Origin of the sequence: uncultured Sphingomonas sp., assembly GCF_913777625.1 — a bacterium.
Lineage (GTDB): Bacteria > Pseudomonadota > Alphaproteobacteria > Sphingomonadales > Sphingomonadaceae > Sphingomonas.
In genome coordinates this window covers 1-12,765 of record NZ_CAJYTI010000019.1, presented here as the reverse complement: position 1 = coordinate 12,765, position 12,765 = coordinate 1, and the positions used below count along the sequence as shown (strand labels likewise).

9 protein-coding genes are annotated in these 12,765 nt (G+C 68.3%); 4 read left to right on the top strand and 5 right to left on the bottom strand.

Annotated elements, in window-relative coordinates:
- Positions 1–93: 93 nt before the first annotated feature.
- The 3 genes from QZ814_RS09730 (at position 94) to QZ814_RS09720 (ending at position 2,379) form a co-directional block, all read left to right on the top strand.
- Positions 94–1,254 (top strand): DegT/DnrJ/EryC1/StrS family aminotransferase, encoded by a 1,161-nt coding sequence (locus QZ814_RS09730; RefSeq protein WP_294331434.1) that lies wholly within the window; start codon positions 94–96, stop codon positions 1,252–1,254.
- A 332-nt stretch (positions 1,255–1,586) separates the two neighbouring features.
- Positions 1,587–1,733: a hypothetical protein gene (locus QZ814_RS09725; protein ID WP_294331431.1), complete on the top strand. Its 147-nt coding sequence runs from the start codon at positions 1,587–1,589 to the stop codon at positions 1,731–1,733.
- Positions 1,734–1,779: 46 nt separating this feature from the next.
- The gene (locus tag QZ814_RS09720; protein WP_294331429.1) at positions 1,780–2,379 is read left to right on the top strand and encodes an isochorismatase family protein; all 600 of its coding nucleotides are present in this window, start codon (positions 1,780–1,782) and stop codon (positions 2,377–2,379) included.
- Between the two features lie 215 nt (positions 2,380–2,594).
- Here QZ814_RS09720 and QZ814_RS09715 read toward each other — a convergent pair whose 3' ends face one another.
- The 3 genes from QZ814_RS09715 to QZ814_RS09705 are packed head-to-tail and all read right to left on the bottom strand — an operon-like array spanning position 2,595 to position 6,897.
- A complete protein-coding gene (locus QZ814_RS09715; RefSeq protein WP_294331427.1) occupies positions 2,595–4,061 on the bottom strand; it encodes a PepSY-associated TM helix domain-containing protein in 1,467 nt (488 codons plus the stop codon).
- On the bottom strand, positions 4,058–4,642 hold the full coding sequence (locus QZ814_RS09710) for a hypothetical protein (RefSeq protein WP_365898452.1): 585 nt from the start codon (positions 4,640–4,642) through the stop codon (positions 4,058–4,060). Before QZ814_RS09710 ends, QZ814_RS09715 begins: the two co-directional genes overlap by 4 nt.
- Positions 4,639–6,897, bottom strand: a complete 2,259-nt coding sequence (locus QZ814_RS09705; RefSeq protein WP_294331422.1) for a TonB-dependent receptor — start codon at positions 6,895–6,897, stop codon at positions 4,639–4,641. The genes QZ814_RS09710 and QZ814_RS09705 overlap by 4 nt, the downstream gene beginning before the upstream one ends.
- Before the next feature lie 335 nt (positions 6,898–7,232).
- Here QZ814_RS09705 and QZ814_RS09700 point away from each other — a divergent pair, with 335 nt between their 5' ends.
- Positions 7,233–9,911, top strand: coding sequence for a glycoside hydrolase family 2 TIM barrel-domain containing protein (locus QZ814_RS09700; RefSeq protein WP_294331420.1), 2,679 nt, complete (start codon positions 7,233–7,235; stop codon positions 9,909–9,911).
- A gap of 23 nt (positions 9,912–9,934) precedes the next feature.
- Here QZ814_RS09700 and QZ814_RS09695 read toward each other — a convergent pair whose 3' ends face one another.
- Entirely contained in the window at positions 9,935–10,417 is a 483-nt protein-coding gene (locus tag QZ814_RS09695; RefSeq protein ID WP_294331417.1) for a chemotaxis protein CheW, read from the bottom strand.
- A complete protein-coding gene (locus QZ814_RS09690; protein WP_294331414.1) occupies positions 10,414–12,453 on the bottom strand; it encodes a methyl-accepting chemotaxis protein in 2,040 nt (679 codons plus the stop codon). Before QZ814_RS09690 ends, QZ814_RS09695 begins: the two co-directional genes overlap by 4 nt.
- Between the last annotated feature and the right edge of the window lie 312 nt (positions 12,454–12,765).

The window sequence follows — 12,765 nt, the reverse complement described above, 5'->3', positions numbered from 1 at the left end:
GTCCGATATCGGTCGTTATCCTGCGGTGCATTTTTCGGGACAGGGTCAACGACCTATAAAGTCTAGATGCCTACCCCATCGAAAGGCAGCCCGATGCCAATCCAGACGAATGCAGCGGTACAACGCAGCCCGATCGGCGGCGGCCCCTTTCTCGCCTCGGTCACCAGCGACGCGATTCCGGTCTCCCGTCCCCGAATGCCGCGCACCGATGCCCTGCTGCCCTATCTGCAGCGCATCGACGACCGCCGGGCCTATTCGAACTTCGGTCCGCTCGTCACCGAACTGGAGGCGCGGCTGGCGCATCGGCTGGGCGTCGATCCGGACTGTGTGGTGACGGTCGCCAACGGCACCGCCGGACTGACGCTTGCCTTGCAGTCCGTCGTTGAGGTGCCCACGGGCTATTGCCTCATCCCGTCCTGGACCTTCGTCGCCACGGCGCATGCGGTCACCGCCGCCGGCCTCACGCCGTTCCTGGTCGATGTCGACGAGGGATCCTGGGCGCTTACGCCCGACATCGCTCGCGACGCCCTCACCCGCATCGATGGTCCGGTTGCCGCAGTGATGCCGGTTGCGCCGTTCGGCGCGCCGATGGACACCGACGCCTGGGACCGATTCACCGAGCAGACCGGCGTGCCCGTCGTCATCGATGCCGCCGCCGGCCACGATACGGTGTGCGCCGGCACCTCCCTGGCCGTCGTCAGCCTGCACGCGACCAAGATCCTCGGTGCAGGCGAAGGCGGCTATGTCGTCTCCCGGCGGCCGGAAGTCATCGTCCGCATCAAGCAGCGCAGCAACTTCGGCTTCTACGGTTCGCGCGACGCCCAGACGGTTGGGGCCAACGCCAAGATGAGCGAATATCACGCCGCCGTGGGCCTGGCGTCGATGGACGCCTATGCGCGCGACATCGCCGGCTTCCGGGCGGTCGCAGCGGCGTATCGCGATCGCCTGGGCCGCCAGCAGCGCGTGGGGTTCCAGGCCGGTTTCGGGAGCGAATGGTGCGGAAGCGTCTGCGTCGCCCGGTTCTTCGGAGCGGACCAGAAGCGGATCATGTCGCGGCTCGAGACGGTGGGGATCAGCAGCCGTGCCTGGTGGGGCACCGGGGTCCATGCCCAGACGGCGTTCGCCGGGCTGCCGCGCCTGCCGTTGCCGGTGACCGAAATGCTGGCGCAGGAGACCTTGGGCCTCCCCTATTTCGTCGACATGACGGATACGGATGTCGAACGCGTCTGCCGCATCATCGAAGTCGCGATCTGACGTCGCATCGGCATCCGGTCCCACAGGTCGGTCTGCTACCTGCGCCCGCCGCCGTGCGCTTCCTGCGCAGTCGCGGCCGCAAACGTCGTGCGCGCAACCCTTCAGCTGTTGTAGTCGATCGACACACCCGCTAGATCTCCCCGGGGGTCGAGAGGGTCCGCAATGGATGCGTTGCGTCTGCAGAACGTGGTCAAACGCTTCGGTGACTTCACCGCGGTGGAGGATCTGAGTTTTTCGGTCGCGCCCGGGGAGGTCTTCGGGTTTCTCGGCGGCAACGGGGCGGGCAAGACGCGGTGCTGGCATGACTCGGCGGCGGGATCCCGACCTGGGAGATGCTGGGCTCGGGCGTCACGCTGGCGGCATTCATCGCCCTCGAAGTCTGGCTGCTGGGTCGCGTGTTCCGCGCCAGCCAGCTTGCCGGCAGCGGCAAGCGGAGCCTGGGGCAGATTGCCGCGCTGATGCGGCGCGCCGACGCCTGAGCCTGTCGCGCGCGCGGCGAACCTCGAACGGGAAAGAAAAGCGAAGATGCAGCGCCTCATCGTGGTGGTGGATACCCAGGCCGACTTCATGCACGCCGATGGTGCGCTCGCGGTGAACGGCGCCGAAGCGCTGATCGCGCCGATGCGGGCGTGGCTCGCGGCGCTGAACCCGGCGGAAACGGCGGGCGTGCTGTTCACCTTCGACACCCATGTCGCCGATCACTACATCGGATCGGCGGAGGCCGAGCAGTTCCCGATCCACTGCATCCGCGGGACGCCGGGGTGGCAGAATGTGCTCGACGCGCACGCCGTCCCGGCGGGCATCCCGACCTACCGGTTGGAGAAGGGCGTGTTCGACATGTGGGCCGAGCCGGACGTGGTGATCGAGGCGATCGCAAGCGGCACAGCAATCTCGCGCGACGCGTTCTTTGCCGGGCTGGCGAGCGCCGGGGTCGCGCAGGTTACGGTGATCGGCGTTGCGGCCGACTATTGTGTCCGCTGGGCGATCGACGGCCTTGTCGCGCGGGGTTTCGCGGTCGACGTACCGCCACCGCTCACACGCGGCATCGCACGCCAGATCGCGCAAGTGCTGGCCGAGGACTTTGCCGGCGCGACCGTACGGTTGGCGACGGTAGACGAGGCCTAGCGCATCGCTGCGACGCCCGCCCCCCTGCCCCTGCCGGCGGGCGGAACGCCGTTCCGCGTAGAGAGGCTGCCGACGGTGGGCGACACGGTGACGCAAGGCGCAGGGCTGGGCCATGCCCGCTCCGATCGCGCCGCGCTCCAGATCCGCTACACCGGCCGGATCGCTACGCGCGTACACGAGGATCGCGCGTTTCCGATGCCACCGCGGTCCCGCCGTCAAGCGGCCGCGCGCCGGCTAGGCACCAAGAGCGCCACCCCGATCCCGATCAGCACGAGATTGACGGCCGGTACCATCGCGTCGGCTGCGCCCCATCCGCCCTGCACCAGCGGGATCAGCACCAGCAGCACCCCCGTGCCGCAGCGCCCGATCCGCGCCAGCGGCCGGGCAGCCAGCAACGCCGCGCCCGCGCCCATCGCGAGGCTCGCGCCCGCCCAGGCGAGGAGCGGCGCTGATGCCGCCCCCGGGGCCGCGACCGCGGCGAGGGCGGCGGCGGCAAGGGCAAGGGGCTGCCCCCAGGCAAAGGCGATCCAGAGGCGCTCCCAGCCGGGCACCGCCCGGCCGCGCTCGCGCCGCCGGGCGATCCAGAGCAACACGCCGCCCGACGCCAGATACGCGAGCCCCAGTCCCAGCAACCCATAGGCCACCTTGACGATCGGCCCGGCGAACCAGCCGAAATGCAGCGGCCCCAGCGCGCCGAGGATCTGCCCGCCCAGATTGTTCTCCGCCGCGCGCTTGGCGTGGTACAACCGGCCGTCCCGGTCATAGCCATAGGCGTCGGTGCCCGCGATATGGTGCGACCCGTCCTCCACTTGCAGCTCGACGCTGCAGTCGCGGCGCATGGGATGTTCGATCCGCAGATAGTCGATCCGGCCTGCCGGCACGCGCCGTGCCGCGTCCGCGAGCATCGGGCGCAGGTCGAGCGGCGGCGCCGGCCGCGCGTCCACCGCCAGCCGCGGGGTGCGGAACAGTGCATAGACCTTGGCGGTGTTGCCCTGGAAGGCGACCATGCCGAGCACGGCGATGATCACCGTCGACAGCCCCAGCAGGGCACCGGTCAGCGAGACGATGAGGTGGAAGGGCAGCGCCCACACCCCGATGCGGTTGTGCAGGTCCGCTTCCTGCAGCCGCCGCGATCCGCCGAGGCGAAGATGGAAAGCGTCGCGGAAGATGCGCGGATGCGCAAGGATACCGGAGATCAGCGAGGACAGCAGCGCCACCCCCGCCAGCCCGACGAGGAACCCGCCCCAGGCCCGCGGCAGATGCAGGCTGACATGCAGGCGAACCAGCAGGTCCGACCAGCCTTCGCGCAGCGGCGCAGCGAGATGCCCCTCGGCGTCGGCGAGCCATTCGCGCTCGCCCGCACCGTGCGCCTCGGTGCGCACGCGCAGCAGCGGGTTCTCGGACGCTGGCAGCACGATCAGGATCCTGTCCACCGGCCCGCCGGCACGCGCCAGCGCCTCGGCATAGGCCCGGGGCACCGCGCCGGGCGACAGCGTCGCGACGCGCGGCGCAGCGGGATTTTCCCAGCGGGTGAACTCGGCGACGAACACCGCGAGCGCGCCGGTCAGGCACACCAGGTAGAGCACCGCGGCAAAGGCCAGTCCCAGGCTGCTATGCCCTTTCAGTATCGCGCGCACCACGCCCGGCGCCAGGGCAGAGCCGCGCCCTCGCCCCCAGCTCATGCCACCCCTCCCAGCCGCGCCAGGCCGAAGCCGAGCAGCGCCGTCCCGATCAGCACCGCGGCGGCGCGGAGCAGCTTGTCGTCGGCGAGCGTCCACGCCATCGCCCCGCCCCAGACGATCGGCACCAGCAGCCCCCCGACGACCAGCCGGGTCTGTACCGCGCCTGCCCCCCAGACGGTGTAGCACACGCCGACCGCCATCGCCGCGACCATGCCGATCGGCCCGGCGAGCAGCCAGCGCAGCAGCCCCCGCCAGGGTGCCGATGCGCGTTCTGCCGGCTCCGGCGCGGGGCCATGGTCACCACCGGACCGCCCTGCCCTGGCAACTCGGCGCGTTCGCCCCGAGGCGACGACCGCCAGCGCCGCGGCCGGGAACAAGGCAAGCGCCGAGAACGGCCCGCGTGCCGGGCCCAGCAGCCCGGCGGGCACGAGGAGGACCAGCGCCGCCAGTCCCAGCCCGGCAGCGCGCCAAGGCGTCTTGAGGCTTTTCGATCGCCACGCCTTTCGGAGCAGCCAGGCGGCGGCAGCGGCGGCGATCAGGATCGCGGCGCTGCCCCACATCAGCAGCTGCGCGTCGCTCACAACGCGAAGCCCAGCATCGCGCCCACGGTGCGCGGCGTGCCGACGATCGCCTGGTTGGTCAGCGGGTTGACATACTGGTCGTACTTCTTGTCGAACAGGTTGTTGACGAACAGCGAGGCGCCCCATCGCTCGACCCGGTAGCCGATCCGGCCGTTCACCAGCGTTCGCGGGCCGACCCGATAGGCGCTTTGCGGCCGCGACACGTCGGTGAACACGCTGCTGCGGTAATTGACGTTGAGGTTGGCCTCGAACCCGCCCGCCACGCGCAGATTGGCGCCGCCCGCCAGCGTCCAGCGCGGCGCATAGGTGAATTGGTTGCCGGAAAGGTCGGTGATCGATCCGATGCTGGTGACGAAGGCATCGAACTTCGTGCGGGTATGGCCGACGCTCGCATACCAGTCGAAGGCGCGCGATACGCGGTGGCTCAGCTCGACCTCGAAGCCATAAAGGTGCGATTTGCCGGCATTGACCGTGTTGGTGTCGTAATTGCCGTTGCCGAAATTGGCGGTCGTCTGCTGGTTCTTCCAGTCGATATAGTAGATGTTCGCGTTCGCGGTCAGCTTCCCGCCAAACCAGGCGGAACGGAGCGAAAGCTCGTAGTTCCAGGTATGTTCGGGATCATAGGCGAACAGCGTCGAGCGTGCGGTGTTGAAGCTGCTGCCGCCGGAACGATAGCCGCGCTGCGCGACGAACGCCGTCGACAGGTCGGGCGTCCACGCCATTTCGATGCCGCCCTTGGGCAGGAACGCGTTGAAGGTGCGCGCGCCGAAGGGGGCCGTGCCGTTGGCGTCGCTCACCAGCCCCAGCACCGCCCGGTTGATCGCGGTGATCACCGGCGCGAGCGTTCCATAGCTGGCGGGCGTCGGCAGCGTGCCGGCAAAGGTGGCGCGGGTGATCCCCGACTTGCCGTTGCGCTCGCGATCGACGCGGAAGCCGCCCAGCAGCGACAGCCGCTCGGTGACGCGGTAGCGCCCGTCGGCGAACAGCGCATAGGTCTGCACCCGTTGCGGCAGGTCCGAGGTGTAGGCGACGGTGATATAGGGCAGCGCCTGCGTGTAGGTCGATGCCACCTGCGCCGCCGCCGTCGCGCCGAGCGAGCCCTTGAGCAGATTGGCGATGGTCGCGGCCGGGGTGGGCACCAGCGTGGTCTGCTGCGAATTGGCCGTCTCGTCGCGATTGTAATAGAACAGGCCGACCAGGCCGCTCAGCCGTGCGCTCTCGTAATTGAGGCGAAGTTCCTGGGTGAAGGTCTTGGACGTGCCGGTAAGCTCGCTGGAGGCGCGGTCCGCGGCGCTGGCGTCGCCATCGTAATGGCGCATGAATCCGGTGTTCGTGTAGGTGCTTAGCGCCGTCAGCGAAAAGCCCTTTCCCAGCCGATAGCGGAGGTCGAGCGTCCCCTGGTCGGAGTCGACGTCGCTGTCGTTCGGGAAATTCGAGCTGTTGGTCGGGTTGTCGAGGTAATCGGGGCGATTGCGATCGACATAGGTGAAGCGGTAGCCGCCCTTGGTGTGGAAGTGGTGGTAGTTCAGCCGGGCCTCGAGGCCGGGCAGCGCCGAGGGCGTCCAGAGCAGCTTGCCGCGCAGCGACAGCGAATTGACCGGATTTTCCGACGCCCGGCGGGTGACGTTGTAGATGAAGCCGTCGGAATCGCGCTTCTCGGCGGAGACGCGGAAGGCCAGTTGATCGGCGATCAGCGGCCCGCCGCCCGCGACGGCGAACTGGGTGGTGTTGAACGACGCAACCGTCGCCTGCCCCTTGAGGCGCCAGTCGAAACTCGGTTCCTCGGTCCGGATGTGCACCGCACCTGCCAGTGCATTCAAGCCCTGCAGCGTCGATTGCGGCCCGCGGAAGATCTCGACCTGCGCCACGTCCCACAGGTCCGTGGGGCCGTTGGAAAGGAGGTCCTGCGGCACCGGTGCGCCGTCGACGAACACCGTCGCGGTGGCGGCACCCGAGCCGCCCGAGACACCGCGCTGATCGATCCCGCGGATCGAGAAGCCGGAGGCGCCATAGGTCTCGGAAAGATTGGCGGTCCGCTGGTAGACCTCCTGGATCGATTGCAGATTCTCCTGGGCGATCCGCTTCGCCGTCGTCACCCCGACCGAGCTGGTCGTCTGCTGGAGCGTGCGGTCGCTCTTCTCGCCGGTGACAATGATCTCCTCGGTTCCCGGCGCCGTCGCCTCTTGCGCATGCACCGCGGAGAGCCAGCACGTCGAGGCCAAGGCCGATGTGAGCAAAAGCCGATACTGTAGCATTGCGATCCCCCTTTGTTACGCGGGTGCAGCTATCGGTTATCGGTATTGCGAGTCAATATCATCGCCACACATCAGGGCGAGGCCGGGCGCATCGGTGCGCCAGCGACAGGCTGAGATCCGGGCGACATGCGACCGGACGCGCAGGCGAGACGCAGGGTCGGGATGGCTGCTTTCGGGATGCAGGGTCCGGTGACGTCACACCCCCTGGGAGCGTGACCCGTTCCCCAAGAAACCGGAAAAGACATGTGGCGGTCTGCCGTCATCTGCGGGACAGTGCGTCCCGCAAGTAGAAACGAATGACGGCCGGGACAGGCCGGATTGGGAGAGAGTTCGAAATGGTCAAGCGTTCCGCTCTGGCATCTGCCCTGCTGTGTTCCGCAATGGCGCTGCTCGCGCCACAGGCGTGGGCGCAAGCCCGTGCGACTGCGGCAAGCATCGCCACGAGCAGCGACCCGCGCGCCGTGCTCGATCTCTCCCAAGGCTGGCGCTTCCATTTCGGCGACGCCGATGACGCGCCCGCAGCCCCCGGCTTCGACGATGCGGCATGGCAGCCGGTGGCGGTTCCGCACACCTGGAACAAGGTCGGCACCTACGCCCTCGCACGCGCCGCCGATGCCGACATGCGCCAGGGCAAGGGCTGGTATCGCCGCAGCTTCGCCGTGCCGCCTGCGCTCAATGGCCGCCGCCTGTTCCTGGAGTTCGACGGTGTCTCCAAGATCGCCGACATCTGGGTGAACGGCCGCCATGTCGGCAGCCATGCCGGGGCGTTCGGCCGGTTCCGCTTTGACGTGACCGCGTTCGTCAAACCGGGGGCCAACAGCCTCGCCGTGCGCGCGGACAACAGCGCCTCCGCCCCCGGCAGCAGTACCGAACAGGTGATCCCGCTCGGCGGGGATTTCTTCGTGCAGGGGGGCATCTATCGCGGCGTGCGGCTCCTGGCGGTCGACTCGGCACATATCGACCTCGGCGATCATGGCGGGCCGGGCGTGTATCTGCAGACGCCGCGCATTTCAGCAGACAGCGCCGAGGTCGCCGCGAAGACCCTCCTGCGCAACCTCGGCTCCCGGCGCCGCACGCTGACTTTGGTCACCACGATCGAGGACGCCGGCGGCAAGGCGGTGGCCATCGATCGCGCACCCGTCTCGCTCGTCGCCGGCCAGGCATCGGCGGTGGAGCGCAGCCTCACCGTACCCAAGCCGCATCTGTGGCAGGGGCGCGCCGATCCCTATCTCTACCGCGTCGTCAGCGAATTGCGCGAAGGCACGCGCGTGATCGACCGGCAGGTCCAGCCGCTCGGCATCCGCAGCTTCGCCTTTGATCCCAATCGCGGGCTCGTGCTCAACGGCAAGGTCACGCCGCTGCACGGCGTGTCGCGGCACCAGGACGTCCAGGGCAAGGGCTGGGCGCTGACGCCCGAAGAACATGCCCGCGACATGGCCTTCGCGCTGGAGATCGGCGCGAACACCATCCGCCATGCCCATTACCAGCATGCCCAGGAATGGTCCGACGCGGCCGACAAGGCCGGCATGGTGGTGTGGGCCGAGCTGCCCTTCGTCCACGAAGCCAATGTCGCACCGAGCGAGGCCCCGGCCGCCGCCACGATCACCAATGCCGAGGAGCAGCTGCGCGAACTGATCCGGCAGAACTACAATCATCCCTCGATCCTGCTCTGGTCGGTCGGCAACGAGGTCGATATCGGCGCGGCGATCGACGCCGCGCGCAAGGGCGGCGGCGGGCCGGCCCAGTCCGGCGCGATGCTGAAGCAACTCGACACGCTCGCCCGCAGCGAGGATCCGAGCCGTCCTACCGTCTATGCGGATTGCTGCGAGGACACGTCCTCGATCCTGTCGCTGCAGGGCGCGCCCAGCCTCAACGGCATCACCCAGGTGATGGGCGTGAACCGCTATTTCGGCTGGTATTATGGCGCGCTGGACGGGGTCGGCCCGGCGCTCGACGCGCTCCATGCCAAGCATCCGGGGCTGCCGGTCGCGCTCAGCGAATATGGCGCCGGCGGCGCGTTGACCCAGCACAGCGACAACCCGCTCGGCGGGCCGGTCGCCGCGTATGGTCGCCCGCAGCCCGAGGAATATCAGAGCCTCGTCCTCGAGGAGAACTGGAAGCAGATCCGTGCCCGGCCCTATCTGGCGGCGAGCTGGCTGTGGAACCTGTTCGATTTCGCGACGACGATGCGCAACGAAGGCGATGCGACCGACATCAACACCAAGGGACTGGTGTCGTACGACCGCAAGACGCGCAAGGACGCCTTCTACTTCCTCAAGGCCAGCTGGACGGACACGCCGACGCTCCATCTGAACGGCCGGCGCTACGTCGATCGCGCCTATGCGGTGGCCGATGTGCGCGCCTATTCCAATGCCGATCGGGTTTCGCTGACGGTGAACGGCAAGCCGGTAGGCGAGGTCGCCTGCCCCGATCGCATCTGCGCCTGGCCGGGCGTGGCACTGACGCCGGGTCCCAACCATGTCGTCGCCACCGCGACGATCGGCGGCAAGCAGATCCGCGACGCACTCGACTGGAACGCGCCCGATCCCCGCAAGGGCGTGTTCATCGATGTCGGCGCCATTGCCGGGAGCACGATGGGCGGCGACCGCTACGGCTCGGACAATTTCTTCCACGGCGGCACCGCCAAGGTCCTGTCCGGCCGCAACCCGATGGCGCCGCCGCCCAAGGTGGAGGGCACGGACATGCCGGCATTGTTCGGCAGCTATCGTGAGGGCGCTTTCACCTATGACGTGCCGCTGCCCGACGGGAACTGGACGGTGACGATCGCCAGCCTGGAACCCGATGCAGCGCAGGGCGCCAACCGCAGCTTCGCGGTGCTCGCGAATGGCCAGCCCGCGATCGCGCGGTTCGCGCCGGCGCAGTCCGCAGACGGCGTGCACCGGGCAGCGCTCCGAAGCTTCCCGGTGCAAAGCAGCGGCGGACACCTGATCCTCGACTTCAGGCCGGTCGACGGCGAGGCCGTGGTCGCCGGCATCCTCATTCGGCCGCGCTGATCGCGGCGGGGGCGTCGGCGGGGTCAGGCCGCTGCGGCGGGAGGGTCGAGCAGTCCGGCGTCTCCGGTCGAGAAGATCCTGCCCATCTCGACCAGAACGACAAAGCCGTCCGCGCGCCGGAACACGCCGCCGATATAGTCGGACGGCCAGCGCACGCCGATATCGGGCGGCCCCTCGAGCTGATCGGCGGTGATACTGCACACGTCGAGCACGCGATCGACCACGAGCCCCAGTATCAGCACGCGCCCCGCAACGGGTACGTCGACGACGAGGATCCGTGTCGTGGGGGTGGGTTCCGCCGCGGGCAGGCCGAGGCGGACGCGCAAGTCGACCGTCGTCACCCCCTGCCCCCGCATGTCGGTAAGGCCCAGCAGATAGTCGGGGCCGTTGGGAATGCGGAAGGTCTCGCGATAGTCGAGGATCTCGCGGACGAGCGAGACCGGCACCGCGAACACTTCCGCGCCGAGGCCGAAGGTGACGATCTGCAGCTCGGCCGCGCCGCTCATGCCACCTGCGCCCCGAAAGCGGCATCGTCTTCGTCCGGGCCACCATTGTTGAGGTCGAGCGCGAAGCCATGGACTCGCGCCTGTTGCTCGGCAACCGTCGCGCCGCGCGGGCTCACCCGGCCCGCTTTCGCAGCGATGCGCCCGCGCGGAGCCTGCGCGTTGCGGCCGCGGACGGGCTTGGCCGCCTCCCGCGGGCTGTTCGGCAGCTGGAAATAGGCGATGCCGGCCTGCAGTTCCTCCGCCTGGCCGGCAAGTTCCTCGGAGGTCGAGGACACCTCCTCGGAGGCACTGGCGTTCTGCTGCGTCACCTGATCGAGCTGCTGGATTGCCTTGTTGATCTGGACGGCGCCGATATCCTGTTCGCGACAGGCGGCGCTGATCTCGCTGACCAGTTCGGCGGTACGACGGATCTCCGGTACCAGCTTGCGCAGCATTTCCCCCGCCTCGACGGCGGCCTTGACGGTCTCGGACGAGACCGAGCTGATTTCGGTCGCCGCGCCCTGGCTGCGCTCGGCAAGCTTGCGGACTTCCGATGCGACCACGGCGAAACCGCGGCCATGCTCGCCGGCGCGGGCGGCTTCCACCGCCGCATTGAGGGCGAGCAGGTCGGTCTGGCGGGCGATTTCCTGGACGATGCCGATCTTCTCGGCGATCGTCCGCATCGCGCCTACCGCGCGTTCCACCGCTTCGCCGCTGCTTTCGGCGGCGAGCGCCGACTGGCGCGCCATCTTCTCGGTCTGCAGGGCATTGTCGGTGTTCTGACGGATATTGGCCGCCATCTCTTCCATCGAGGCGGACACCTCCTCGGTCGCGGCGGCCTGCTCGGTCGCGCCCTGCGACAGCTGCTCCGCGCTGGCCGAGAGTTCCTGGCTGCCGGAGGCGACCTGTTCCGCAGACGTCCGGGTATCGGCGATGATGACGCGGAGGCGATCGATCATGCGCACCAGCGCCGTGCCCAGCACGTCGCTCTCGCACAACGGCTTGTGCGTGAGCGCGAGGTTGCCGTCGGCAATCTTGTTGGCGAGGTCGGCGGTGCTGCGAAGGTTCTCGACGAGCAGGTTGATCGCGTCCCGCATGCGACGGTGATCGCCTTCGCACGCTATCTCGACCCGTTCGCGCAGATCGCCCGAGCTGACCAGGCCGAGGATGCGATTGCCTTCCGCAATCGGTATCAGGATCGCATCGAGCATGCCGTTGATTCCGGCGACGAGCGCGGCGAAATCGCCGACGAAGCGCTTCTCGTCGCCGCGTTCGCCGAGCTGCCCCGACGTCGATGCGGTGATCAAGCGCTGCACTTCCGCGATGATGTCGCGAAGGTTTTTCCGGAGCGTTTCGACCGTATCGTTGATGAACGCCTTCTTGCCGGGGAATTGTTCGAGCGGGGCGTCGAAATTGCCCTCGCCGAATTGCTTGATGCAGGCCATCGCCTTCTTCTTCACGGCGATATGGGCGCCGACCATGTCGTTCACCCCGCGAGCCATGATCGAGAAATCGCCGGGGAACTTGTCGACCGTGAGGAACACGTCGATGTCGCCCTTTTCGTGCTCGGAATACATCTGGCGCATCTCGACCAGCACGCCCTGGAAGTTGGTCCGCAGCCGCTCGATCGTATCGTTGATGAACGCCTTCTTGCCGGGAAGCTGCTCGAGCGGCGCATCGAAATTGCCGTCGGCGAACGCGGCGATGCAGGCCATTGCCTGCTTCTTCACCCGAATGTGACTGGCCACCAGTTCATTCACGCGGCGGCTCATGGTGGCGAAGTGCCCCTCGGACGCCGTGACCGGCAGCACGGCGTCGATGTCCCCCTTGTCGTGCGCCTCCTGCATCTCCGCAATGCGATCGTTCAACGCGGCTGCGGGGCGGGTGGCGGCGTCGAGAAGGCCGTTGATCGCCGACAGGACGGCGCGTGTCCGCCCCTTCGCGAGCGAAAGATCTGCGCGCTGGGCAAACTCCCCGCGACCGAACGCGCCTTCGAGACGCGAAATTTCCTCGATCAGCGCCGAGCTGGATGCACAATCGAAAATATTGATGCTCATAAAAGGTCCTCCGACCAGGTAATCGTGAAGTGTGCGTCAGATGCGGGTTGCGAAGCTTCATCCTGTTTCGGCGCGAATCCCGTGTTTTCGTGAAGCCTGGTTGGGTGGGCGCAGTGCTTCGGGCGGCGCATGTGCCTGGCGGTGACGCTGCAGACCGGGTCGTCGAGTCATGCCGTGCCTCCCTTGGCGTCCCTGCCGATCTGATCGGCGAAGATGGCGTGGAGGTCGGGGAGGACGACGACGCCGTCGTGTCGGCGGACGAGGGTGCGCACGAAGGCGCGGCGCCATCGCATGCCGACGGCGGGGGGCTCC

Bases quoted from the DNA above. Each gene is read 5' to 3' on its own strand.
- QZ814_RS09730 (WP_294331434.1), top strand. From the start codon at position 94: ATGCCAATCCAGACGAATGCAGCGGTACAACGCAGCCCGATCGGCGGC.
- QZ814_RS09725 (WP_294331431.1), top strand. From the start codon at position 1,587: ATGCTGGGCTCGGGCGTCACGCTGGCGGCATTCATCGCCCTCGAAGTC.
- QZ814_RS09720 (WP_294331429.1), top strand. From the start codon at position 1,780: ATGCAGCGCCTCATCGTGGTGGTGGATACCCAGGCCGACTTCATGCAC.
- QZ814_RS09715 (WP_294331427.1), bottom strand. From the start codon at position 4,061: ATGAGCTGGGGGCGAGGGCGCGGCTCTGCCCTGGCGCCGGGCGTGGTG.
- QZ814_RS09705 (WP_294331422.1), bottom strand. From the start codon at position 6,897: ATGCTACAGTATCGGCTTTTGCTCACATCGGCCTTGGCCTCGACGTGC.
- QZ814_RS09700 (WP_294331420.1), top strand. From the start codon at position 7,233: ATGGTCAAGCGTTCCGCTCTGGCATCTGCCCTGCTGTGTTCCGCAATG.
- QZ814_RS09695 (WP_294331417.1), bottom strand. From the start codon at position 10,417: ATGAGCGGCGCGGCCGAGCTGCAGATCGTCACCTTCGGCCTCGGCGCG.
- QZ814_RS09690 (WP_294331414.1), bottom strand. From the start codon at position 12,453: ATGAGCATCAATATTTTCGATTGTGCATCCAGCTCGGCGCTGATCGAG.